The sequence below is a fragment of the Rodentibacter heidelbergensis genome (genome assembly GCF_002000125.1).
Classification (GTDB): domain Bacteria; phylum Pseudomonadota; class Gammaproteobacteria; order Enterobacterales; family Pasteurellaceae; genus Rodentibacter; species Rodentibacter heidelbergensis.
Genome location: NZ_MLHH01000010.1, coordinates 135,085 through 159,068, shown reverse-complemented (window position 1 = coordinate 159,068; position 23,984 = coordinate 135,085). Strand labels below are relative to the sequence as shown.

General features: G+C 41.0%; 21 protein-coding genes. 16 read left to right on the top strand and 5 right to left on the bottom strand.

The genetic code is table 11. The annotated features are described in order from the left end of the window. Together udp and BKK48_RS05380 are read right to left on the bottom strand one after the other, a co-directional pair. Complete coding sequence (udp, locus tag BKK48_RS05385) at positions 1-759, bottom strand: uridine phosphorylase (RefSeq protein WP_077414721.1); 759 nt, start codon at positions 757-759, stop codon at positions 1-3. Between the two features lie 51 nt (positions 760-810). Beyond that, entirely contained in the window at positions 811-2,310 is a 1,500-nt protein-coding gene (locus tag BKK48_RS05380) for a helicase HerA-like C-terminal domain-containing protein (RefSeq protein WP_077427131.1), read from the bottom strand. A gap of 120 nt (positions 2,311-2,430) precedes the next feature. On the opposite strand from BKK48_RS05380, the gene BKK48_RS05375 reads away from it, so the two are divergent. Genes BKK48_RS05375 through dtd form a run of 4 tightly spaced genes read left to right on the top strand, consistent with a single transcriptional unit; the run spans position 2,431 to position 4,832 of the window. Next, entirely contained in the window at positions 2,431-3,105 is a 675-nt protein-coding gene (locus BKK48_RS05375; protein WP_077427130.1) for an MOSC domain-containing protein, read from the top strand. Further along, positions 3,095-3,568 carry a YchJ family protein gene (locus tag BKK48_RS05370; RefSeq protein ID WP_077427129.1) on the top strand — a complete coding sequence of 158 codons (474 nt, stop codon included), beginning with the start codon at positions 3,095-3,097 and terminating at the stop codon, positions 3,566-3,568. Before BKK48_RS05375 ends, BKK48_RS05370 begins: the two co-directional genes overlap by 11 nt. Further along, positions 3,565-4,383: a virulence factor BrkB family protein gene (locus BKK48_RS05365; protein ID WP_077427128.1), complete on the top strand. Its 819-nt coding sequence runs from the start codon at positions 3,565-3,567 to the stop codon at positions 4,381-4,383. The genes BKK48_RS05370 and BKK48_RS05365 overlap by 4 nt, the downstream gene beginning before the upstream one ends. 14 nt (positions 4,384-4,397) lie before the next feature. Beyond that, positions 4,398-4,832 (top strand): D-aminoacyl-tRNA deacylase, encoded by a 435-nt coding sequence (gene dtd / locus BKK48_RS05360; protein ID WP_077427127.1) that lies wholly within the window; start codon positions 4,398-4,400, stop codon positions 4,830-4,832. A gap of 60 nt (positions 4,833-4,892) precedes the next feature. Here the strand turns inward: dtd and BKK48_RS05355 are convergent, their stop codons facing one another. Then, the gene (locus BKK48_RS05355; protein ID WP_077427126.1) at positions 4,893-5,528 is read right to left on the bottom strand and encodes a tellurite resistance TerB family protein; all 636 of its coding nucleotides are present in this window, start codon (positions 5,526-5,528) and stop codon (positions 4,893-4,895) included. A 152-nt stretch (positions 5,529-5,680) separates the two neighbouring features. Between BKK48_RS05355 and BKK48_RS05350 the strand changes: the two genes are divergently transcribed. From BKK48_RS05350 to cpdB, 11 genes are all read left to right on the top strand, one after another. Further along, the gene (locus tag BKK48_RS05350) at positions 5,681-7,183 is read left to right on the top strand and encodes a sodium-dependent transporter (protein WP_077427125.1); all 1,503 of its coding nucleotides are present in this window, start codon (positions 5,681-5,683) and stop codon (positions 7,181-7,183) included. A 12-nt stretch (positions 7,184-7,195) separates the two neighbouring features. Continuing rightward, complete coding sequence (locus BKK48_RS05345) at positions 7,196-7,291, top strand: methionine/alanine import family NSS transporter small subunit (protein ID WP_077427124.1); 96 nt, start codon at positions 7,196-7,198, stop codon at positions 7,289-7,291. Positions 7,292-7,560: 269 nt separating this feature from the next. Next, the gene (locus BKK48_RS05340) at positions 7,561-8,283 is read left to right on the top strand and encodes a lysine/arginine/ornithine ABC transporter substrate-binding protein (RefSeq protein WP_077427123.1); all 723 of its coding nucleotides are present in this window, start codon (positions 7,561-7,563) and stop codon (positions 8,281-8,283) included. A gap of 266 nt (positions 8,284-8,549) precedes the next feature. Then, a complete protein-coding gene (locus BKK48_RS05335) occupies positions 8,550-9,554 on the top strand; it encodes an ornithine carbamoyltransferase (RefSeq protein ID WP_077427122.1) in 1,005 nt (334 codons plus the stop codon). Positions 9,555-9,563: 9 nt separating this feature from the next. After that, the gene (gene arcC / locus BKK48_RS05330) at positions 9,564-10,496 is read left to right on the top strand and encodes a carbamate kinase (RefSeq protein WP_077427121.1); all 933 of its coding nucleotides are present in this window, start codon (positions 9,564-9,566) and stop codon (positions 10,494-10,496) included. A gap of 128 nt (positions 10,497-10,624) precedes the next feature. Then, complete coding sequence (locus BKK48_RS05325; RefSeq protein WP_077427120.1) at positions 10,625-12,154, top strand: YfcC family protein; 1,530 nt, start codon at positions 10,625-10,627, stop codon at positions 12,152-12,154. Positions 12,155-12,251: 97 nt separating this feature from the next. Next, positions 12,252-12,719 carry an Lrp/AsnC family transcriptional regulator gene (locus BKK48_RS05320; protein ID WP_077427119.1) on the top strand — a complete coding sequence of 156 codons (468 nt, stop codon included), beginning with the start codon at positions 12,252-12,254 and terminating at the stop codon, positions 12,717-12,719. Positions 12,720-13,054: 335 nt separating this feature from the next. Beyond that, positions 13,055-13,759: a dipeptidase PepE gene (pepE, locus tag BKK48_RS05315; protein ID WP_077427118.1), complete on the top strand. Its 705-nt coding sequence runs from the start codon at positions 13,055-13,057 to the stop codon at positions 13,757-13,759. A 17-nt stretch (positions 13,760-13,776) separates the two neighbouring features. Continuing rightward, entirely contained in the window at positions 13,777-15,072 is a 1,296-nt protein-coding gene (gene dcuC / locus BKK48_RS05310; protein ID WP_077427117.1) for a C4-dicarboxylate transporter DcuC, read from the top strand. A gap of 67 nt (positions 15,073-15,139) precedes the next feature. After that, positions 15,140-16,408, top strand: coding sequence for a M20 family metallo-hydrolase (locus tag BKK48_RS05305; RefSeq protein WP_077427116.1), 1,269 nt, complete (start codon positions 15,140-15,142; stop codon positions 16,406-16,408). Positions 16,409-16,532: 124 nt separating this feature from the next. Next, positions 16,533-18,506: a 2',3'-cyclic-nucleotide 2'-phosphodiesterase gene (gene cpdB, locus BKK48_RS05300; RefSeq protein ID WP_077427115.1), complete on the top strand. Its 1,974-nt coding sequence runs from the start codon at positions 16,533-16,535 to the stop codon at positions 18,504-18,506. Between the two features lie 76 nt (positions 18,507-18,582). On the opposite strand, the gene BKK48_RS05295 is transcribed toward cpdB, so the two are convergent. After that, positions 18,583-19,017, bottom strand: a complete 435-nt coding sequence (locus tag BKK48_RS05295; RefSeq protein WP_077427114.1) for a hypothetical protein — start codon at positions 19,015-19,017, stop codon at positions 18,583-18,585. Between the two features lie 204 nt (positions 19,018-19,221). Here BKK48_RS05295 and BKK48_RS05285 point away from each other — a divergent pair, with 204 nt between their 5' ends. Then, complete coding sequence (locus BKK48_RS05285; protein WP_077427112.1) at positions 19,222-21,354, top strand: YadA family autotransporter adhesin; 2,133 nt, start codon at positions 19,222-19,224, stop codon at positions 21,352-21,354. Positions 21,355-21,457: 103 nt separating this feature from the next. Here the strand turns inward: BKK48_RS05285 and gyrB are convergent, their stop codons facing one another. After that, on the bottom strand, positions 21,458-23,881 hold the full coding sequence (gene gyrB, locus BKK48_RS05280) for a DNA topoisomerase (ATP-hydrolyzing) subunit B (RefSeq protein WP_077427111.1): 2,424 nt from the start codon (positions 23,879-23,881) through the stop codon (positions 21,458-21,460). Positions 23,882-23,984 lie beyond the last annotated feature (103 nt).

Below are 23,984 nucleotides of genomic sequence, written 5' to 3'. Positions count from 1 at the left end.
CTAAGCTAATAATTTTCTCACCCCTTCCACGACCACGGAAATGGCTTTTTCTTCACTGGCTTTTATAGTAGCTTCATTTGGGATTTCTTGTTGTGTGCGGTTGACAATCACCCCTGAAACCATACCGGCGCGTAATCCTAAGGCATTACACATGGTAAATAATGTAGCGGATTCCATCTCGAAATTCATTACATTGAGATCTTGCCATTGTTTGAGTAATCCTTGGTAATCACGGTAGACTTTTCCGCTGTAAGTGTCATAACGCTCTTGGCCCGGATAGAAAGTATCGGAGGAAGCAGTGATCCCCACAAACGGTTCAGCCCCTTTTTCTTTCGCCGCATTAACCAGTGCGGTGGTACATTCAAAATCAGCTACTGCCGGATATTCCAATGGGGCAAAATGGCGGCTTGCGCCATCTAAGCGAACCGCACCGGTGGTAACAAGAATATCGCCCACATTAATATGCGGTTGAATTGCACCCGTTGTGCCAATACGAATAAATGTACGCACGCCAAGTTGGGCTAATTCTTCCACACAAATGGAAACAGAAGGCCCACCAATCCCTGTCGAACAAACCACCACCGGCTGACCGTTGAGATAACCCAACCAAGAGGTAAACTCTCGGGTGCTGGTGAGAAATTCAGGGTTATCAAGGTGTTTGGCAATACGTTCGCTGCGTGCCGGATCACCCGGGACAATCGCAATAGTTGCCCCTTTTAATTGGGCTTTGGTGAGGTTTAAATGAAATACGTCTGACATAACTGTCTCCTTATTTAAATTTGGCGGTAAAAATGACCGCACTTTGGTTTATTATTTTTTCAATGCACCCAAAATACCACGCATAATTTGTTTCGTAACCTGATTACGAATATTACGCCCTACGGATTTCGCCACACTGTTAACCATTTGCTCCGTTGGGCTGAGTTTATCACCTCGTTTTTGAGTGCCGAAAATCATACGGCTGAGGCTGCCTAAAATGCCATTTTCTTCTTCCTGTTGTGCTTGTTCCGCTTGTTTTTGTTGAACCGCCGCAAGGTCGGCTTGTGCATTTAATACTTCAAAGGCTGATTCATTATCCACATAATCTTTATAGAAAGAATAAAGCTCATCATCTTTCACCCATGCATAACGTTCTTCGGCAGAAAGGGGTGAAAGTTGGCTTTTCGGTGGGTAAATATAAGCTATTTCAACAGGGGTTGGCATTCCTTTTTCATCTAAGAAAGAAATCAATGCTTGCCCCACACCAAGGGTTGAAATCGTTTCCACCACATTCACTGAAGGATTGGCACGGAAGGTTTCAGCAGCAGATTTTACGGCTTTTTGATCTCGTGGAGTAAAGGCGCGTAAGGCATGTTGCACACGGTTCCCTAATTGCCCTAAAACCGTATCCGGCAAATCTAGCGGGTTTTGGGTGACAAAATAAATCCCCACCCCTTTGGAGCGAATTAAGCGAACCACCTGTTCCACTTTTTCCACCAATACTGCCGGCGCACCGTCAAATAATAAATGTGCCTCGTCAAAAAACATGACAAATTTCGGTTTATCGGGATCCCCCACTTCCGGCAATTGTTCAAATAATTCAGACATCAACCAGAGTAAGAACGCACTATACATTCTTGGTGAATTAATCAGTTTTTCGGAATTAAGAACATTGATAACCCCACGCCCATCACGAGTTTGTAGCCAATCTTCAAGATTGAGCGCCGGTTCGCCGAATAAGTTGCTTGCCCCCTCATTTTCAAGGGTGAGCAAAGCACGCTGAATAGCCCCCACGCTCGCCGCAGAAACATTGCCGTATTCCACTTGGAAAGTTTTGGCATTTTCCGCCACATATTTCAGCATTGCACGAAGATCTTTTAAATCAATAAGCAAAAGACCTTTATCATCGGCTACTCTAAACACTAAGTTGAGCAACCCCTCTTGCGTGGCATTGAGGTTTAACAGACGGGAAAGCAACAACGGCCCCATTTCAGAAATGGTAGTGCGTAGCGGAATCCCGGTTTCGCCAAACACATCCCAAAAGGAAACGGGATAACCGTTTAGATAATGTTCTCCACCTAAACCGAATTGCTCAATACGTTCGGCAATTTTACCGCTCAATTGCCCCGCTTTAACCAAACCTGAAAGATCACCTTTGACATCCACTAAAAAAACCGGCACACCATCATCACTGAATGCCTCCGCAATTTTGCGTAGAGTGACGGTTTTTCCCGTCCCTGTCGCACCAGCAATTAATCCGTGTCGGTTTGCCATTTTTGCCGTAATACCCAGTGTTTTTCCCTGCTCTGTTCGGGCGAGATCATATTGCATAAATGTTCCTTTTTATTGTGTATTGATTGAACAAGATAATAAGGAAAAAACAAAGTGCGGTCAAAATTTAAGTGATTTTACGGTATAATTTTGTGCGTTTTTATAAAAAGGGGAAAGGAAATGTCAAAAGCCGAAATTTTGGTGATCAAAATCGGGGAAGTGGCTTCGCTAACCTTTGCCGACGGCTCTACCTACGAAAGTGCCATCCGCAAACAGCCGGTGCCTTCAGTCAAAATCCATAAACTTGGTGCATACGGTAACGATGTGGGATTAAAAAAGCACCATGGCGGTGTGGATAAAGCCTTATTTTTTATGTCTGAAACGTCATTTTCAGCCTTAAATGATTTATTAGGTGAAGATTTTTCTTATCAAGGCACCGCAATATACGGTGAAAACTTTGTCGTATCCGGATTTGATGAAGATTCCGTTTGTGTGGGAGATCGCTTTAAAATCGGCTCAACCCTGTTGGAAGTATCCCAACCACGCAAACCTTGCGAACGTTTATCAAAAAACACCCACAACCCCGAAACTCAAAAAACAATTTATCATTCAGGCTGGAGCGGTTGGTATGTACGGGTCATCGAAGAAGGGGAAATCACACAAGGTGATGAATTAATATTACAACACAGGCCTTATCCGCATCTCACCATTCGCCATTTAAATCAGTTATTATCCGGCAAACCGACAAGGGAAGAATTAGAACAAGCGTTAGCCATTGAACAATTAGCTCTAGCATTTAAACGTTCATTAAACTCACAATTAAGTAAAATAAAGGCACCCCAAAATGACCGATAAAACGACCGCACTTTGCCCCTGTCAATCTGACAAAAATTATGTGGATTGTTGTGGTGTATTTCATCATCAACAAGCCTTACCGGAAACCGCAGAACAACTGATGCGGTCACGTTACTGTGCCTATGTATTGAAAAACATTCCCTATATTGTGGAAACTACCGTGCCCAATCAACAATCCCTCTTAAATGTTCAAGCCTTACAAAATTGGGCAGATACTACACAATGGCTTGGCTTACAAATTCTGAAAACAGAAACCCTCACCAAAAGCCACTGTGCGGTGGAGTTTAATGCCCTTTTTCAAGGCGAAACGGAAGAACAATCCCACCAAGAGCGGTCTATTTTTGTCAATATTGGTGGGCGTTGGTATTTTATTGATCCCACCGTACCTTTACCGACAATGAAACAGCCTTGTGTTTGTGGTTCTGCTAAAAAATTTAAACATTGTTGTGGAGCGTGGTTATGACAGATTTCACTTTCCTTAAACAATTTTGGCGGCGCTTTAATGAAAATAAATTAACGCAGGCGGCAGGCTCGCTCACTTACAGCACAATGTTGGCCATTGTGCCGTTAATTATGGTGATTTTTTCTATTTTTTCCGCCTTTCCTGTATTTAACGAGGTTACCGGGGCATTAAAAGAATTTATTTTCACCAATTTCGCCCCTTCTGCCGGTGATGTGGTAGGGCAATATATTGATGAGTTTGTGAATAATTCTAAGCAAATGAGTGCGGTGGGTATTGTGAGTTTAATTGCCATAGCATTAATGTTGATCAATTCCATTGATCGCACCTTAAACGGCATTTGGCAAGATAGCAGTTCACGCCCGATTTTTACTTCCTTTGCGATTTATTGGTTAATTTTAACTTTAGGGCCTTTGCTTATCGGTACAAGCATTGCCGCCAGTGCCTATGTAAAAACGGTGTTTGAAACCTCAGAACATCTCTCATTCGGGTTAAAACTGCTCAGTTTTGTGCCTTTTCTTTCTACTTGGTTTATTTTCACCGTGCTTTATATGGTCGTACCCAATAAGAAAGTTAGTATCAAACATTCTGCCGCCGGTGCACTCATTGCTGCGGTATTTTTCACTTTGGGAAAACAAGCCTTTACTTGGTATATCGTGACCTTTCCCTCTTATCAATTAATTTACGGGGCAATGGCAACCCTGCCGATAATGTTGCTCTGGATCCAACTAAGCTGGACAGTGGTATTAATTGGGGCACAACTTGCTGCCGTATTAGAAGAAACCAAACAACAAAAGTGCGGTGAAAAAATCAAATAAATGAAGGAAATACCATGATTGCATTAATACAACGTGTGACACAGGCTCGTGTGGAGGTAAACGGTGAAACCATCGGGCAAATCGGCAAAGGATTATTAGTATTGCTCGGCGTGGAAAAAGATGATGACCGAGCGAAAGCGGATAAACTTGCCGAAAAAGTGTTAAATTACCGCATTTTTAGCGATGAAAACGACAAAATGAATTTGAATGTTCAGCAGGCGGGGGGAGCATTGTTGGTGGTATCCCAATTTACCTTAGCGGCAGATACGCAAAAAGGCTTACGCCCCAGTTTTTCTAAAGGAGCTGATCCTGCCTTGGCGAACGAACTTTACGAGTATTTCTCGCAAAAATGTGCTGAAAAAATTCCAGTAGAAAACGGACGTTTTGCTGCGGATATGCAAGTCAGCCTCACTAATGACGGCCCCGTCACCTTTTGGTTAAAGGTATAATGGAAAAAGCCCTATAAAAGTGCGGTCAAAAATAAGGGGATTTTTCATCCCCTTTCACATTTAAAAACCGGCTTGTTTTTCCAATTGTTCCACCAGCGCCTCATCTAAGCCTAGCGCTTCTGCTAAGTTCGCCAGAAAAACAATTTCTTTGCGGGATAATTCTTTGCTCACTAAACGGGCAGCAAGATAAACATTTGCAGCCAATGCCGTATCATTCCCTACTTGACGGGCAATTTCCGCAATGCTTATCGGATTTGCCATTTCTTGTTCAATCCATTGTGCTAATTCTCCATTATCGCCAATTTCATTGGCAATGGTTTGTTTTTCTTCTTCTGTAATTTCACCATCTGCCGCTGCGGCTGCAATCATCGTGCGCAAAATTAACGCACTCGCTTCTTGCTGAGAAGTCGAATTTAACACATCAAACTCATTGGCAGACATCACCGGTTGTGCCTGTTGGGATTTTTGATAATTTTGGTATGCCTGATAGGCAAGATTTCCCAACACAGCCAGTGATCCTAATTTCGCCAAACTTGCGCCCCCTGAACGCCCTAAAATCATCGATAAAATCCCGGTGATTGCAGCACCGCCCCCCACTTTGGTGATGTTATCCAAGGTTGGATTACCCGTTTGCAAATTGCTCGCTGAGTTTTTAGCGATATTGACGACTTGATTTAAAATTTGATTAAAATCCATAAATTGTTCCTTTTGTGAGTTAAACCTTTTTATAGACTTATTTTTTAGAAAAAAATTCCCTAAAAATGGTCATACTTCCGTCAATTTTATTGACTAGATTAAAGATTTCATTATAGTTGAACTCTTTTTTTATTTTTTGACAGGAACTATCTATGACACAATCCGCTCCAAAGCGTGAGACCTTCTCCGGTCGCAAAGCATTTATTCTCGCCGCGATTGGCTCGGCCGTTGGGTTAGGCAATATCTGGCGTTTTCCTTATACCACCTACGAAAATGGCGGGGGTGCATTTATTATTCCCTACCTTATCGCACTATTAACCGCAGGGATCCCTCTATTATTTTTAGACTATGCCATCGGGCATCGTCACCGTGGTGGCGCACCTTTATCCTATCGCCGTTTCAGCCCACACTTTGAAGTCTTTGGCTGGTGGCAGGTAATGGTCAACGTCATTATCGGCTTATATTACGCTGTGGTATTAGGTTGGGCTGCAAGCTATACCTATTTTTCTATCAACGGAGCCTGGGGCGATAAACCCATTGATTTTTTCATCGGTGAATTTCTAAAAATGGGCGATATTACCCATGGGGTGAGTTTTGAATTTGTTGGGATGGTCACCGGCCCATTAATTGCCGTATGGGTGATTGCCTTAGGCGTACTTTCTATGGGAATTCAAAAAGGGATTGCAAAATCTTCATCCATCCTTATGCCTGTTCTTGTAGTGATGTTTGTCGCCCTTGTGGTTTATTCCCTTTTCCTACCGGGTGCAGAAAAAGGATTAAATGCCCTGTTCACACCGGATTGGTCAAAACTTTCTAACCCAAGTGTGTGGATTGCCGCTTATGGTCAGATTTTCTTCTCACTTTCTATCTGTTTCGGGATTATGGTGACCTATGCATCCTATCTGAAAAAAGAATCCGATCTGACCGGTAGCGGTTTGGTCGTAGGATTTGCCAACAGTAGTTTTGAAGTGCTCGCCGGTATTGGGGTATTTGCCGCATTAGGTTTCATTGCAACAGCACAAGGACAAGAGGTGAGCGAAGTGGCAAAAGGCGGGATTGGTTTGGCTTTCTTTGCTTTCCCAACCATCATCAACAAAGCCCCTTTTGGTGAAGTGCTTGGCGTACTGTTCTTCGGTTCACTCACTTTTGCCGCACTCACTTCATTTATCTCCGTTATTGAAGTGATTATCTCAGCTATTCAAGACAAACTTCGCATTCGCCGTGCGAAAGTCACCTTTATCGTAGGCGTACCAATGATGTTTGTTTCCGTTATTTTATTCGGTACCACAACCGGCTTACCAATGCTGGATGTTTTCGATAAATTCGTCAACTATTTCGGTATCGTTGCCGTGGCGTTTGTTTCTCTTGTTGCCATTGTTGCTAATGAAAAACTAGGATTATTGGGCGATCACTTAAACGAAACCTCTTCTTTTAAAGTGGGCTTTTTCTGGCGTTTATGTATTGTACTCACCACCGGTATCCTCGCCTTTATGCTATTTAGTGAAGGAGCCAAAGTCTTCTCTGAAGGCTACGAAGGCTACCCAAGTTGGTTTGTGAATATTTTTGGTTGGGGAATGGCAATTAGCTTGCTTGTCGTTGCCTTTATCCTTTCCCGCTTGAAATGGAAAAGCGAAACAAAATTAACACTGGAATAAAAGGAGAATAAAATGAGCACAAGTGCAATTATTATGATGATCATCGCCCTTGGCGTAATCTGGGGCGGTTTCTTATTTGCCCTTATCAGACTACCAAAAGAAGAATAATGAAATAATCAACCGCACTTTTTAAGGTGCGGTTTTTTATTGGGTGATAAATCATAAAAGGCTTTGCTATACGAAAAATCTCTGATGATTTATCTTTTCAGTAAAAATGTAAAAACAATCGTCAAATTTCAAAATTGGGACAGGGATCACAGAATTTTTATGCCATAATGAGCAGAACTAAAGCAAAGATTATGAATTATGATTGCATATATATTCACATTTAATTAATATGTATGCAGATAATTAAAAGCAAACACAAGGAGACAATAATGAAGAAACCCTTTTTACTTGGTATTTTTATCGCAGCGGTGAGTGCAACTGGTAATGCGGAGGAACTAACGTTCGGCACAGAGCCGAATTACCCGCCTTTTGAAGTCACTACGGAAAAAGGTGAATTGATCGGGTTTGATATTGATATTGCACAAGCCATTTGTAAGGAAATTCAAGCCACCTGCCATTTTAAAACCCAACCCTTTGATGCATTAATTCCCAGCCTAAAAGCAAAACGCTTCGATGCGGCAATGTCAGCCATTGATATTACGCCATCCCGTGAAAAACAAATTTTATTCACTGATCCTTATTATGATAGCTCTGCAAGCTATGTGGCATTGAAAGGTAAAGGAAATTTAGCCACTGCAAAAAATATCGGTGTGCAAAACGGTTCGACTTTCCAACAATACACTGTGGCTGAAACCCCTCAATATTCGCCAAAATCTTATGTCAATTTACAAGATGCGATTTTGGATCTGCAAAACGGACGGATCGATATTGTATTGAGCGATACAGCACTGCTTGCGGATATGATGACTAAAGAACCCAATATCGAATTTATTGGCGAGAAAGTGACAAATGAAAAATATTTTGGCCGTGGCGTGGGAATTGCCTTAAACAAATCCAACAAGGCCTTACAAGAACGCTTAAATCAAGGTTTAAAAGCCATTAAAGAAAAAGGCGAATATCAAAAAATCTATGATAAATGGATGAAAAAGTAGTTTGATATACAGTAAAAAGCCACCCATTTGAATGTTCAAATAGGTGGCTTTTTTATATGTCATCGCACAAACACTTCAATTTAAAAATTTTATGCTGAGTTTTTATTGAGTTTTAAAATAAAATTCGAAATCTTTACGCTCAGCATAAAAATACGAAACCAAATTTCCTTTTTGTACTTTTAAAATAACACCATTCGAATAATAAGCCGTATTTCGAATAATGGATGTTAACCAATTAATCAATGACAAAGAATAAGGAGATTATTATGGCTTTCAATATTAAAAACAGACATCTATTAAGTCTTGTTAATCACACAGAGCGTGAAATTAACTATTTACTTGATTTATCTCGAGATTTAAAACGAGCAAAATACGCCGGCACGGAGCAGCAAAAATTAAAAGGGAAAAATATCGCCCTCATCTTTGAAAAAACGTCCACTCGAACACGCTGTGCCTTTGAAGTCGCCGCTTACGATCAAGGCGCTCAAGTCACTTATATCGATCCAAATTCTTCCCAAATTGGCCACAAAGAAAGCATGAAAGATACCGCCCGTGTATTAGGCAGAATGTATGATGCGATTGAATATCGAGGGTTCAAACAAAGTGTTGTTGATGAACTGGCAAAATATGCCGGTGTGCCGGTATTTAATGGTTTAACCGATGAATTTCATCCAACTCAAATGTTAGCCGATGTGCTTACGATGATTGAAAATTGCGACAAGCCCCTAAATCAAATTAGCTATGTCTATATTGGTGATGCTCGCAATAATATGGGAAATTCCTTGTTATTGATTGGTGCAAAATTAGGTATGGATGTGCGTATTTGTGGCCCGAAAGCGTTATTACCGGAAGCGGCATTGGTTGATATGTGTGAAAATTTTGCAAAACAAAGTGGTGCGCGTATTACCGTTACAGATGATATTGATAAAGCAGTAAAAGGTGTCGATTTTGTACATACTGATGTTTGGGTTTCTATGGGAGAGCCTTTAGAAAGCTGGGGAGAACGCATTAAATTATTATTACCGTATCAAGTCACATCTGAATTGATGAAACGTACAGGTAATCCACGCGTTAAATTTATGCACTGTTTACCGGCATTCCATAACAGTGAAACGAAAGTTGGCCGCCAAATTGCTGAAAAATACCCTGAACTGGCTAATGGTATTGAAGTCACGGAGGAGGTTTTCGAATCGCCAATGAACGTTGCCTTTGAGCAAGCGGAAAACCGTATGCACACCATTAAAGCCGTGCTTTATTCCAGCTTAATTTAGGAGGCAATGATGAGAATAGTTATTGCGTTAGGCGGTAATGCGTTATTGAGAAGGGGTGAACCTTTAACCGCAGAAAATCAACGTCAAAATGTTCGCATTGCTTGCGAGCAAATTGCAAAAATTTGGCCAAATAATGAATTAGTGATTGCACATGGTAATGGTCCACAAGTTGGTTTGCTCGCATTGCAGGGGGCGGCTTATACCGATGTTCCCACTTATCCTTTGGATGTACTTGGTGCTGAGTCGGTGGGAATGATAGGGTATATGATCCAACAAGAACTGGGTAATCTCGTTCCCTTTGAAGTCCCATTTGCAACCTTATTATCCCAAGTAGAAGTCGATATTAACGATCCGGCATTTAAAAATCCAACCAAACCTATTGGCCCGGTTTATACCAAAGAAGAAGCCGAACGTTTGGCGAAGGAAAAAAACTGGTCTATCGCACAAGATGGTGATAAATATCGCCGAGTCGTGCCAAGCCCATTACCAAAACGTATTTTTGAAATTCGTCCGGTTAAATGGTTGTTGGAAAAAGGAAGTATTGTGATTTGTGCCGGTGGTGGAGGAATACCTACCTACTATGATGAACAACATCACTTACACGGTGTAGAAGCGGTGATAGATAAAGATCTCTGTTCTGCATTATTAGCCGAAAACCTTGATGCGGATCTGTTTATCATTGCGACTGATGTTTCTGCCACTTTTATGGATTGGGGTAAACCAACACAAAAAGCAATATCCCATGCCTCACCGGATGATATGGCAAAACTTGGGTTTGCTGCCGGGTCTATGGGGCCAAAAGTTCAAGCTGCGATTAACTTTGTAAAACAAACCGGCAAAGATGCCGTTATCGGCTCGTTGTCTGATATTGTGGACATTGTAAAAGGTAAAGCGGGGACACGAATTACCCAAAAAGCTGAAGGTATTTCTTACTATGATTAATTATCGGTCTTTTTGAATGTAAGGCGTATGCAATGACGATCCCCTTACATTGAAATGGCTAAAAAGTGCGGTTGATTTTAGCGAGATTTTGGATCAACCGCCATAAACGCTCAAATAAGGAGTGCGCCATGGAAGCGGACAAAAAGAAAAAAACGTTTACTTTCCCATCAGCATTTACAATTTTATTTGCTATCTTAATTCTCGCTGTCGGATTAACTTGGATCATCCCATCCGGTTCATATTCTAAACTGACTTACAACGCTACGGATAACGTCTTCGTCGTAAAAAGTTATGGCACTGCTGATAAAATTTATCCTGCAACAAAAGAATCTCTTGATAATCTCAATATCAAAATTCAACTTTCTAATTTCACGGAAGGGGTGATAAAAAAACCCATTGCTATACCGGGTACCTATCAACGGGTCGCGCAACATCATAAGGGAATTGGTGATATTACGAAAAGTATGGTTGTGGGAACAATTGAAGCCGCTGATGTGATGGTTTTCATTTTCGTACTTGGCGGAATGATTGGCGTCATTAATCGTACGGGGTCTTTTAATGCTGGGTTAATGGCATTGGCAAAACGAACTAAAGGTAATGAATTTTTTATTGTATTTAGTGTGTCCGTCCTAATGGTACTGGGTGGAACAACCTGTGGAATTGAAGAAGAAGCCGTTGCATTTTATCCTATTCTTGTACCCGTCTTTCTCGCATTAGGATATGATGCAATTGTTTGTGTTGGGGCTATTTTCCTTGCTTCCTCAATGGGAACCGCATTTTCAACAGTCAATCCTTTTTCTGTTGTGATAGCCTCTAATGCTGCCGGTATCCAATTTACTGAAGGTATCGGTTTTCGTGCATTAGGTTTGGTATTAGGTGCCATTTGCGTGATTACCTACCTTTATTGGTATTGTAAAAAAATCAAAGCAGATCCAAGTTTTTCTTATACTTACGACGGCCGTGAAGAGTTTCGCCAACGCTATATGAAAAATTTTGATCCTAATGCAACGATTGAGTTTTCATTACGTCGTAAATTAATATTAGTGCTGTTCTGTATTGCTTTCCCAATTATGATCTGGGGCGTAATGGCTGGCGGCTGGTGGTTTCCGGAAATGGCGGCATCCTTCCTTGCTATCACCATTATCATTATGTTCATCAGTAAATTATCCGAAAAAGAAATTGTGGAATCTTTTACAGAAGGTGCTTCTGAATTAGTCGGTGTATCCTTAATCATTGGTCTTGCACGAGGAGTAAACTTAGTGCTTGAGCAAGGTATGATCTCCGATACCATTTTGGATTACATGTCTCATTTAGTCAGTGGTATGCCAGGCAGCATATTTATCCTTGGTCAGCTTGTTGTGTTTATTTTCCTTGGATTAATTGTTCCCTCTTCTTCCGGATTAGCAGTGCTTTCAATGCCAATTATGGCACCACTTGCCGATGCGGTGGGAATTCCTCGTGATATTGTCGTTTCTGCTTATAACTGGGGTCAGTATGCTATGCTTTTCTTAGCGCCAACAGGATTGGTGTTAGTGACCCTTCAAATGTTACATATTCCATTTGATAAATGGGTAAAATTTGTTATGCCAATGATAGGCTGTTTACTCCTAATAGGCTCAATTTTACTCGTTGTACAGGTATCGTTATATAGTGTATAGCGACAATTAAATTAAAAAAATACCGTCTAGATCACAGTTTTCCTAGGCGGTATCTTTTATAATTGCGATAACTAAAGCATTAAAAAAGGATTTTTTTATGCGCAAGAAATGTTTTGATAATATTGACACACGCATTTTAAAAGCATTACAACGCAATGGTCGATTGAAAAATAATGAACTTGCGAGTGAAATTAATTTATCTAATTCAGCCTGTTTACATCGGGTAAATCAGTTAGAAGAAAGTGGCGTGATCGATCGCTATGTTGCACTACTTGATCCAAAGAAAATCAATTGTAACCTCATTATTTATGCTCAAGGCTCTTTTTTTGAAGAAGACCTTGAACTCAAAGAACGATTTATTTTTGAAGTTAAATTAATCCCACAAATCCTAGAATGTCATTTTATGGCAGGTAGCTATGATTTTTTACTCAAACTTTGCGTTTCAGATCTTGAAGAATTTAACTACATTAAAACAACTTATCTTAATTCTCGATTAGGAATTAAAACACTAAAATCAGAAGTCACATTAAAAACTGTAAAATCAACGACAGAGTTACCTTTATAAAAGTAGAGGACAAAAAAATTAGCGCTTATATTCATTAGATTCAACCAATTTCAGCCCACTCCAATACGACTTTTTTAAAAACATTAATTCCTCTTTCTAGCCTTTCCATTCTGTAAAATCCCGTAGGTTATGAGTAAACACCCCAAATGAGATAATTGACACGAATTCTTCCATTAAGTGTTACACAGGTTGAAGGTTAATCAACAATCATTTTATCCTGTTATTGTCTATTTTTTGACTTTTATCAAGTAATGATAATTTTTATTTAGAAGATTATATCTATCCTATTTTTTCCATGCATAATGACCGTATTTTTAAATAAAAGGAGTAAGAAAATGAAAGCAATGTTACTGCTTAGCAGTTCAAAATATAAAGAAACAAAGTATTTAGAACACGCAGTGCCTTGGTTACAACAATTTTTAGCGGATTACCGGGGTAAAAAAATAGCTTTTGTTCCTTATGCAGGTGTTCGCCGAACTTTTGATGAATATGAAAAAACGGTGCAAGAAGCATTATCAGATGTAGAGATGGAAATTATTTCTGTCCACCGTGGTAAACAACATCGTGATATTATCGAACAAGCCGATGTGATTGCAATTGGCGGTGGCAATACCTTTTGTTTATTGAAACAGCTTTATGAATATCATTTGATTGAAGCGATTAGGGAAAAAGTGAATGCCGGAACGCCCTATTTTGGTTGGAGTGCAGGGGCAAATGTGGCAGGAAATTCTATTATGACGACCAACGATATGCCAATCACTTATCCCCCTTCTTTTTCTGCACTGCAATTATTTCCTCATCAAATTAATCCTCACTTTATTTCCGGCAAAATTCAAGGTCACAATGGTGAAAGCCGTGAAGAACGGTTGGCTGAATTTTTACTTGTTAATCCAACCGCACTTGTCTACGCCTTACCTGAAGGTTCAGCATTGCATATTCAAGGAAAACAGGCGACAGTGCTGGGGGAAAATCCTATTTTACGTTTCAGTGAAGGAATGCAATGTGATACCTTTGCTGTAAATCAAACTTTTTCTTATTAACCTAAAAGGAACATCGTATGGAAATATTTAAACCTCTAGTGGCAATTATTGGTATTTTCGCCACCATTTATTTTTTAATCAAAAAAGCGGAAACAAGAACCGTATTAATCGGTGTCGGTTTATTAATGTCAATTGCTACATTAAATCCAATGGGTGCACTTGATGCTTTTGCAAAAAGTATGACATCCGGTGGATTAATTATGGCGATCTGTTCCAGTATGGGCTTCGCCTATGTAATGAAATACACACAATGTGATACACATTTGGTACATTTACTCACCAAGCCATTAAGTGGACTAAAATTTTTCTTAATTCCTATCGCCACCATTATTACCTTTTTTATTAATATTGCGATTCCTTCTGCGGCCGGTTGCGCAGCAGCAGTAGGGGCAACATTAATCCCTGTGTTAAAAAGTTCAGGGGTTCGCCCAGCCACTGCAGGTGCCGCGATTCTAGCCGGTACCTTTGGTTCAATGATGAGTCCGGGTTCTTCCCATTCTGCGATGATCAGCGAAATGTCCGGTTTAACCATCACCCAAGTCAACCTTTCCCATGCTCCTTACAATATGATTGCAGGTGCGATTGGTGCGGTTGTTTTAACCATTTTAGCCCTCGTTTTCAAAGATTATGGTGAAGAACACCGTAAAGCTTATCTTGCCGAACAAAAAGAAACCGACACCAAAACAGTACAAGGTGTTAATGTTCTCTATGCTATTGCCCCATTATTACCATTGATTATTTTAGTAATTGGCGGCACATCCTTACAACAAACGCCGGGGCTTGAATGGACAAAAATGGGGGTTCCGCAAGCTATGCTGATTGGTGCCATTTACGGCATTATCGTTACCCGAATTTCACCGGTGAAAATCACCGAAGAGTTTTTTAATGGAATGGGGAATTCTTATGCAAACGTACTCGGTATTATTATTGCCGCAAGCGTGTTTGTCGCAGGATTAAAATCAACCGGTGCTGTGGATTCGGCAATTGCGTTCTTAAAAGAATCCAACGAATTTGTGCGTTGGGGGGCGACTATCGGGCCGTTTTTAATGGGATTAATCACAGGTTCCGGTGATGCTGCCGCCATTGCCTTTAATAGTGCTGTCACCCCACATGCCGTTGATCTGGGATACACCCATGTCAACTTGGGTATGGCTGCGGCCATTGCCGGTGCATTGGGTCGGACAGCTTCCCCGATTGCCGGTGTAACCATTGTTTGTGCAGGCCTTGCGATGGTAAGTCCGGTTGAAATGGTAAAACGCACGGCGCCTGGCATGGTGCTTGCTGTCTTATTCTTGGCATTATTTATGTTATAAACCTTTGAAAAACACCGTACAACTACAAAGTGCGGTGTTTTTTTCATGCGTTTTTAAGGAGAAAAAAATGAACCTCGATTTATCTCAACTCATCCATTGGCGCCGTGAATTTCATCGATTTCCTGAAACCGGTTGGAGCGAATTTTGGACAACAGCGCGTATTGCCGATTATTTAGAGAGCCTTGGTTGCTTTGAAATTTTAATGGGTGAACAAATTATTAATCCTGATTTCGTCCGTGGTCGTAAACAAGCGGTGGTAGATAATGGCTTGGTGAAAGCAAAAGCCTATGGGATGAATGAAAAATGGCTTGATAAAATGGCGGGCTATACCGGCTGTGTTGCCTTATTTGACTCCGGTAAACCGGGTAAAACTGTGGCGTTACGTTTTGATATTGACTGCGTGAATGTTACAGAAACAAAGGATCCAAATCATATTCCGAATAAAGAAGGTTTTGCTTCTATCAATGAGGGCTTTATGCATTCTTGCGGACATGATGGACACATTACCATAGGGCTGGGAACAGCATTATGGATTGCACAAAACCGGGATAAACTTACCGGTAAAGTAAAAATTGTTTTCCAACCAGCAGAGGAAGGAACCCGTGGTGCCGCTGCAATTGCCGCCAGTGGTGTGATTGATGATGCGGATTATTTTGCCAGTTCGCACATCAGTTTTTGTGCCAATTCCGGCACAGTGATAGCCAACCCGAGAAATTTTCTTTCTACAAGCAAAATTGATATTCGCTTTCATGGCAAACCGGCACACGCCGGCGCTGCCCCTCATTTAGGCTGTAATGCACTGCTTGCTGCAGCGCATGCTGTGACTCAACTCCATGGCATTGCCCGTCATGGTGAAGGAATGAGCCGTATCAATGTGGGGGTATTAAAAGCGGGAGAAGGTCGTAATGTGATCGCAACAGAAGCGGAATTACAGCTTGAAGTCCGTGGCGAAAATAAAAAAATTAATGATTATATGACCGAGCAAGTGATGCAAATTGCCAAAGGAATTTCTATCAGCTTCAATGTAGGATATGAAACAGAAATCGTGGGCGAAGCGGTTGATATGAACAATGACGAGGAATTGGTGCAATTAGTAGAAGAAATTGCTTTGCAACAACCTCAAATTCACCATGTTGATGATTATGCCTTCAATGCCAGTGAAGATGCCACCGTGTTAGGCAGACGTGTGCAAGATCACGGGGGAAAAGCCATTTATTTTATTCTTGGTGCGGATCGCACTGCCGGTCATCATGAAGCCGAATTTGATTTCGATGAAAATCAATTGATAACAGGTGTGAATATCTATAGCGGATTATTACAGCGGTTATTAGGGTAATACCCCATTTTCCAGGCGGTTTAATACCGCCTTTCTTTTCAAAATATTGCCAAAACAGACCTCACTTTCTTTAAAAAAATGTAAAATAGCATGAATTTTTATCTCTCTAATGAGGACATTTTTTATGATGAATAGACGACATTTTATCCAAATCGGTGCAACCAGTATTCTTGCATTAGGTGCTAGCCGTTTTACCATGGCAAAAGGCAAACCCGATATTGATTTACGCATAGTAGCCACCACAGATATTCACAGTTTTTTAACGGATTTTGATTACTATAAAGATGCCCCAACCGATAAATTCGGTTTTACCCGTGCGGCCAGTTTAATTCGTCAGGCCCGCACTGAGGTAAAAAATAGCGTATTAGTGGATAATGGTGATTTAATTCAAGGTAACCCTATTGCCGATTACCAAGCTGCACAAGGTTATAAAGAAGGTAGACCAAACCCTGCTATAGCCTGTTTGAATGCCATGCACTATGATGTGGGGACACTTGGTAACCACGAATTTAACTATGGTTTGGACTATCTAGCGGATTCAATGAAACAGGCGACATTCCCGATTATCAATGCCAATGTGGTTAAAGTAGGTAGCGATGAGCCTTATTTCACCCCTTATATAATTCAAGAAAAAGCGGTGGTGGATAATCAAGGTAAAACCCATCAGTTAAAAATTGGTTATATCGGTTTTGTACCGCCGCAGATTATGGTGTGGGATAAAGCCAATTTACAAGGCAAAGTGGAAGCCCGCGATATTGTTAAAACCGCACAAAAATATGTGCCTGAAATGAAACAAAAAGGGGCGGATATTATAATTGCCTTGGCACACACAGGTCCATCGGACGAACCCTATAAAGAGGGGGCAGAAAATTCCGCATTCTATCTGGCAGATGTACCACATATTGATGCAGTGATTTTTGGCCATTCACACCGCCTATTCCCGAACAAAGAGTTCGCCAAATCACCAAATGCGGATATTGTAAAAGGTACAGTAAAAGGTGTGCCTGAAAGTATGGCGGGGTATTGGGCGAATAATATCAGTGTCGTGGATTTAGGCTTAACCGAGCATAACGGCAAATGGATTGTGACAGAAGGGCGTGCAGCACTTCGCCCTATTTTTGATGCTGAAAATAAAAAAGCCCTTGCTAAAAATGACCCGGAATTGACCGCACTTTTACAACCGGTTCACGAAGCAACCCGTAAATTTGTGTCGAAACCTATTGGGAAAGCCACCGACAATATGTATAGCTATTTGGCGTTGGTGCAAGATGACCCCACCATTCAAATTGTAAATCAAGCCCAAAAAGCCTATGTGGAAAAAGTCGCACCCAATGTGGCTGCAATGGCAGGCTTGCCGATTTTAAGTGCCGGTGCGCCATTTAAAGCAGGTGGACGTAAAAACGATCCGACCGGTTATACAGAAGTGAATAAAGGTGAGCTGACTTTCCGTAATGCAGCGGATCTCTACCTTTACCCTAATACCCTTGTGGTAGTGAAAGTCACAGGCGAACAGCTCAAAGAATGGCTTGAATGTAGTGCCGGCATGTTTAACCAAATCGACCCAACCAGCGATAAACCGCAATCATTGATTAATTGGGAAGGCTTCCGTACTTATAACTTTGATGTGATTGATGGGGTTAATTATGAATTCGACATCACTAAACCTGCCCGTTATGATGGCGAATGTAAACTCATTAATCCAAACTCACACCGTGTGATAAACCTGACTTATCAAGGCAAACCGGTTGATCCAAAAGCAGAGTTTTTAATTGCCACCAACAATTACCGTGCTTACAGCAATAAATTCCCCGGCACCGGCGATCAACATATTGTCTATGCCTCACCGGATGAAAACCGCCAAATTCTGGCAGACTACATCAAAGGCACCAGTAAAAAAGAGGGCGCGGTGAATCCAAGTGCGGATAAAAACTGGCGTTTTATCCCTATCACAGGCAACGATAAATTAGACATTCGCTTTGAAACCTCGCCAACAGAGCAGGCAACACAATTTATCAAAGAAAAATCACAGTATCCGACCAAACAAGTTGGCACCGACGAAGTGGGCTTTGCGGTGTATCAGATTGATTTGTCGAAGTAAAAAATAAGTGGGCGATTTGCCCACTTTTCTTTTGATATCAATATGTTCAAAAGTGCGGTCAATTTTCCTTTTGTTTTCAAATTCCCGCAAACCATCTATGCCATTTTCCTTTCACTTTAGTTGGATAGTTCACTTTTAAGAAGCAGTAAAACTGGGTGAAATTGTCATTAAAAATCGTATCTTTCGGAATAAATTGATAGTGGCGCAGCCCATTTGGGGTGTGAATACGCATAAACCAGTATTTTCGGTTATTCACTGTTACACTCATTTTTTCCAAGCTCATCAAATCCTCAAATTGATAATGATGAGCTAATGTTCCCCCATGGAAAATAAAAATCCCTTTGGAATTAAAATAATAACGTGCCGCACTAAACACTTTCCCACAGCTAAAGGGAATGAGTTTTTCCCCTTCAAATTCTCTATTATTTCTGGTTTGTAGAAAACGGATGAAAGGAATGACAGTAAAAATGGCGAGAGTACCTAGCACAATAACAACAATGAGTATATCCATTAGGCTACTTTTGGAAAAATAATTGAAATGGGTAAATTATAGCAAATTTGTCTATTGGGTTTTAAATTCTTATAAATGAATTTGATGATCCCCCCTGTAAACTCAAGCCTAGAAATAATCTCTTGTAAATATTTGTAAATCATTTTGATTGCATAAATTTCAGACCATAAAATTTGTAAAATTATATTTATAAACGGAGTCATAATGAAAAAGGTATTTTATTTATCACCTATTGCACTGCTTGTTAGTGCGAATGTGTTTTCAGCACCTCTTCATAATTACGCAGAAATCAATACTACCAATACAACAGGTCCATCAATTGCCCAAACAGCAACCCATTCTATTGCTATTGGTCCGGAAGCTTCTGTTGATAAAAATGATGCCTATGCTTCTGCTTCCAATAGTAGAAAAGGAAGATATAGTGGCGTATATAGTATTGCAGAAGGCTATAAAGCAACGGTAAAAGGCTCGCAAAGCATTGCTTACGGACATGAAGCGGTGGCTAATGGATGGTTAAGTTATGCTATAGGTTCCCGTGCCAATGCAGAAGGTGATGGAAATATCGCTTTAGGGGGGAATGCTAAATCTTTAGCCGGTGCTTACTATGGAAATCCTAGCAGTGGTGGGGCAATTGCAATAGGGCTGGAAAGTAGTACTATCGGCAATGGTGCCATTGCAATGGGGAATAAAGCACAAGCAAGTGGTGTGAAATCGATTGCCATTGGTAATGATGCAAGAACATTAGATATAACAAATACTGATGGTGCGGCTAATATCGATCCAAATGTTAAAAATAGTATAAGAACCACCGCAGAAACTTTACGGAAACAAAATTCACCAATTGGGATGACGGCAGATCTTATTGGCTTGTCAGATGAAGCGACATCAACCATTGCTATTGGTGATGAATCTCGTGCAATTGGTTGGGGATCAACGGCGTTAGGTACCAAAGCCTATGCTTTAAACGACCGAGCAACCACTTTAGGTGATGATTCTAAAACCTTAGGTTATGCCGGTACAGCAGTAGGAACGCACACTTATTCCTTCGGTCAAGCCGCATCAGCATTAGGTAGTTGGGCAGAAGCATTAGGAAATTATTCTACGGCAGCAGGCCCTTCATCTTCTGCTGCGGGTGATAATTCCATTGCAATGGGTAATGGTGCATCTGCAAGCGGTTTAAATGCAATTTCTATCGGAAGTAATACCACTAAAACTAAAGCTTGGTATACAACAAACGGTGGTAAACAAGTCCACCGTGCTGAACACAATGTATGGAATGCAGTCGGCGATCACTCCATTGCCTTAGGAACGGATGCCCAAGCAACCAAAGAAAATGCTATCGCAATGGGTAAAGAAGCCTTTGCCGATCACGAACGCTCCGTAGCATTAGGCGATAAATCCACCACCGAAAATGCCAAAGATACTTCGCAAGCGACAATCAATAATGTTACCTACGGTGGTTTCGCCGGTGCGACATCTGTGGGGACAGTATCGGTAGGCAATTCAAAACTGGGTGAAACACGTCAAATTAAAAATGTTTCAGCCGGGGATATTTCGCCAACCTCAACGGATGCCATTAATGGTTCACAGCTTTATCTTATTGCCAGCAAATTAACGGAAGATATTAAAAATATCCCTACTCCTCCACCAGTCAATACCGGGGATATTTCTGTGAATAATAATGGTATTGCCGTGCCTGATTCGACAAATGGTAATTTAGCGACGGTTACCGATGTAGCAAATGCTATTAATAAAAGTAGCTTTAACCTCACCACAGGCAGCGAAGACGGAGGAAAAGCGATCAATGTCACAACTGAAAAAGTACAAGCCGGCAATACGGTAACTTATAAGGCCGGTAAAAATATGGTCGTCAAACAAAGTGGTAAAACCATTACCTATTCCACAACAGACACACCAACTTTTGATGTGGTGAATGCCAATACATTTAAAGCAGGTGATGTGAGTGTTTCTAAAGACGGAATTAATGCAGGTAATAAGAGAATAACTCATGTTGCACCAGGGGTTGAACCAACAGATGCAGTGAATGTAAGCCAATTAAGAGATGCTCAGAAATCGCTTAATAACAAAATTAACAGCGTAGATAAAAAATTAAGAGGCGGTATTGCCCAAGCCGGTGCGATGGCAAATATTCCACAAGTTACCCGAAATGGAGCAAGCGGTGTTGGGGTTGGTGTAGCAAATTACCGTGATGAGAATGCCATTTCTGTCGGTTATTCTCGAATTTCAGATAACGGAAAACATATTATCAAAACCAGTGTGGGGCTAGATACCCGAGGCTATAATATGGTTGGCGCCGGTTATATGTATCAGTGGTAATTGAAACCCTTTTATAATGAAAAACCGCACATGGAAAAATGTGCGGTTTTTTTAATCTAGAAAAATACCGTTAAAGTGCGGTCATTTTTCCTCGTGTTTTTTACTAAATATCGAGGTTTGCTCTTAAGGCATTTAATTCGATAAATTCACGGCGAGGTTCAACTTCATCACCCATTAACGTGGTGAAAAGTTGATCTGCTGCAACGGCATCTTTAATAGATACTTTCAACATACGACGGGCATTTGGATCCATGGTGGTTTCCCAAAGTTGATCCGCATTCATTTCACCCAATCCTTTATAACGTTGCACTTCCAAACCTTTGCGTGATTCTTTGACTAACCATTCTACAGCTTGTTCAAAGGTGCGTACCGGTTGGATTTTTTCACCACGGGCAACATAAGCCCCTTCTTCTAATAGCCCATTTAATTGTGTATTGAGCGAAACGATTTTTGCATATTCATTACCACTGACAAAATCAAAGTTAATAAAGTAATCATTGTCGATACCGTGTTTACGAACAGTAATGATTGCCTCATAAACCTGACGTTCAGCATTAAATTGAGTACGCAGTGTATATTGATGTGCTTCTGTTTCTTTTTCCTCAAGCAATTGAACAAAGGATTTAGCCCAATTTTCAACCGCACTTTCTTCACGCATCATTTCAACAGAAAGTGGTGGTTGATAAATCAATCCTTGCAATAACGGTGTTGGATAATGACGGCTTAAACGCCCAATCAATTTTTGTACACCATTGTATTCTGCCACCAATTTTTCAAATGCAAGGGCATTCATTGCCGGTGCATTTTCACTGATATGCAAAGCAGCACCATCAAGCGCAAGGGTTAATTCATATTGTTCCATTTCCTCCGCATCTTTAATATAACGCTCTTGTTTGCCTTTTTTCACTTTATAAAGCGGTGGTTGGGCGATATACACATATCCCCGCTCGATAAGCTCCGGCATTTGGCGATAGAAAAAGGTGAGTAAAAGGGTGCGAATATGTGATCCATCCACATCCGCATCAGTCATAATGATAATGTGGTGATAGCGTAATTTATCCGGGTTATATTCATCACGCCCAATACCACAACCCAATGCGGTAATCAATGTACCCACTTCTTGAGAAGAAAGCATTTTATCGAAACGGGCTTTTTCAACGTTTAGAATTTTCCCTTTGAGCGGCAAAATAGCTTGTGTTTTGCGATCACGACCAACTTTTGCAGACCCGCCTGCAGAATCCCCCTCCACTAAATAGAGTTCGGAAAGTGCAGGGTCTTTTTCTTGACAATCTGCCAGTTTTCCCGGAAGCCCTGCAATATCTAATGCCCCTTTACGGCGTGTCATTTCACGGGCTTTACGCGCCGCTTCACGGGCGCGTGCTGCCATAATAATTTGGTTCACAATGATTTTCGCATCGGCAGGATTTTCCAATAAATATTCCTGCATTTTCTCATTCATTGCCGATTCCACCGCACTTTTCACTTCGGAAGACACCAATTTATCTTTGGTTTGTGAAGAAAATTTCGGATCAGGCACTTTCACAGAAATAATGGCCACTAAACCTTCCCGTGCATCATCACCGGAAGTGGACACTTTTTCTTTTTTCAACAAGCCTTCATTTTCCATATAGCTATTTAGGCTACGGGTTAATGCACCACGGAAACCGGCTAAGTGTGTGCCGCCATCACGTTGTGGAATATTATTGGTAAAACAATAGACGTTTTCATTTACCCCATCATTCCATTGCAACGCCACTTCCACTCCAATGCCGTTTTTTTCTGCGGTTAAATAGAAAGGTTTTGGGTGAATTGGGTTTTTATTTTTATTTAAATATTCTACGAAAGCCTGAATTCCGCCTTCATAGTGGAAATGATCTTCCGTTCCATCACGTTTATCCACTAAACGAATGGAAACCCCTGAATTTAAAAATGAAAGTTCACGCAAGCGTTTTGCCAGAATTTTGTAATCAAAGGTGGTGATCGCAAAAATATCCGGACTAGGCCAAAAACGCACCGTTGTACCACTTGTTTCAGTTTCACCAATGATTGTTAATGGTGCTTGTGGCTCACCTAAATGATAAAACTGTTCATGAACATGACCTTGACGGCGGATAGTAAGCTGTAATTTATCCGATAAAGCATTAACAACAGAAACCCCCACACCGTGTAAACCACCGGATACTTTATAAGAGTTATCGTCAAATTTACCGCCGGCATGCAACACGGTCATAATGACTTCTGCCGCAGAAACCCCTTCTTCCGGGTGAATATCCACAGGGATACCCCGTCCGTCATCTTGTACGGAAACGGAATTATCATCATGAATTGTCACAATAATATCAGAGCAGTAGCCTGCTAAGGCTTCATCAATGGCGTTATCCACCACTTCAAACACCATATGATGCAAACCGGTGTCATCATCGGTATCACCAATATACATCCCCGGGCGTTTACGAACGGCATCAAGCCCTTTTAATACTTTAATGCTGGATGCACCATAGTTATCGGTCGTGGTCGTTTCTGACATAATTAATCTCTGTTTTGTAAATGAAAAATTAGGCGGGATTATAGCAAAAAATAGACGGGTTGGCGAATTTCACCCTGAGAGAAAAAAGGGAAGTGCGATCAAA

Excerpts from the sequence above, each read along its gene's own strand:
- BKK48_RS05350 (WP_077427125.1), top strand. The coding sequence starts at position 5,681 with ATGACACAATCCGCTCCAAAGCGTGAGACCTTCTCCGGTCGCAAAGCA.
- BKK48_RS05305 (WP_077427116.1), top strand. The coding sequence starts at position 15,140 with ATGAACCTCGATTTATCTCAACTCATCCATTGGCGCCGTGAATTTCAT.
- dtd (WP_077427127.1), top strand. The coding sequence starts at position 4,398 with ATGATTGCATTAATACAACGTGTGACACAGGCTCGTGTGGAGGTAAAC.
- BKK48_RS05325 (WP_077427120.1), top strand. The coding sequence starts at position 10,625 with ATGGAAGCGGACAAAAAGAAAAAAACGTTTACTTTCCCATCAGCATTT.
- BKK48_RS05370 (WP_077427129.1), top strand. The coding sequence starts at position 3,095 with ATGACCGATAAAACGACCGCACTTTGCCCCTGTCAATCTGACAAAAAT.
- BKK48_RS05345 (WP_077427124.1), top strand. The coding sequence starts at position 7,196 with ATGAGCACAAGTGCAATTATTATGATGATCATCGCCCTTGGCGTAATC.
- pepE (WP_077427118.1), top strand. The coding sequence starts at position 13,055 with ATGAAAGCAATGTTACTGCTTAGCAGTTCAAAATATAAAGAAACAAAG.
- cpdB (WP_077427115.1), top strand. The coding sequence starts at position 16,533 with ATGATGAATAGACGACATTTTATCCAAATCGGTGCAACCAGTATTCTT.
- udp (WP_077414721.1), bottom strand. The coding sequence starts at position 759 with ATGTCAGACGTATTTCATTTAAACCTCACCAAAGCCCAATTAAAAGGG.
- BKK48_RS05335 (WP_077427122.1), top strand. The coding sequence starts at position 8,550 with ATGGCTTTCAATATTAAAAACAGACATCTATTAAGTCTTGTTAATCAC.
- BKK48_RS05380 (WP_077427131.1), bottom strand. The coding sequence starts at position 2,310 with ATGCAATATGATCTCGCCCGAACAGAGCAGGGAAAAACACTGGGTATT.
- BKK48_RS05295 (WP_077427114.1), bottom strand. The coding sequence starts at position 19,017 with ATGGATATACTCATTGTTGTTATTGTGCTAGGTACTCTCGCCATTTTT.
- BKK48_RS05285 (WP_077427112.1), top strand. The coding sequence starts at position 19,222 with ATGAAAAAGGTATTTTATTTATCACCTATTGCACTGCTTGTTAGTGCG.
- BKK48_RS05340 (WP_077427123.1), top strand. The coding sequence starts at position 7,561 with ATGAAGAAACCCTTTTTACTTGGTATTTTTATCGCAGCGGTGAGTGCA.
- gyrB (WP_077427111.1), bottom strand. The coding sequence starts at position 23,881 with ATGTCAGAAACGACCACGACCGATAACTATGGTGCATCCAGCATTAAA.
- BKK48_RS05320 (WP_077427119.1), top strand. The coding sequence starts at position 12,252 with ATGCGCAAGAAATGTTTTGATAATATTGACACACGCATTTTAAAAGCA.
- arcC (WP_077427121.1), top strand. The coding sequence starts at position 9,564 with ATGAGAATAGTTATTGCGTTAGGCGGTAATGCGTTATTGAGAAGGGGT.
- dcuC (WP_077427117.1), top strand. The coding sequence starts at position 13,777 with ATGGAAATATTTAAACCTCTAGTGGCAATTATTGGTATTTTCGCCACC.
- BKK48_RS05375 (WP_077427130.1), top strand. The coding sequence starts at position 2,431 with ATGTCAAAAGCCGAAATTTTGGTGATCAAAATCGGGGAAGTGGCTTCG.
- BKK48_RS05355 (WP_077427126.1), bottom strand. The coding sequence starts at position 5,528 with ATGGATTTTAATCAAATTTTAAATCAAGTCGTCAATATCGCTAAAAAC.
- BKK48_RS05365 (WP_077427128.1), top strand. The coding sequence starts at position 3,565 with ATGACAGATTTCACTTTCCTTAAACAATTTTGGCGGCGCTTTAATGAA.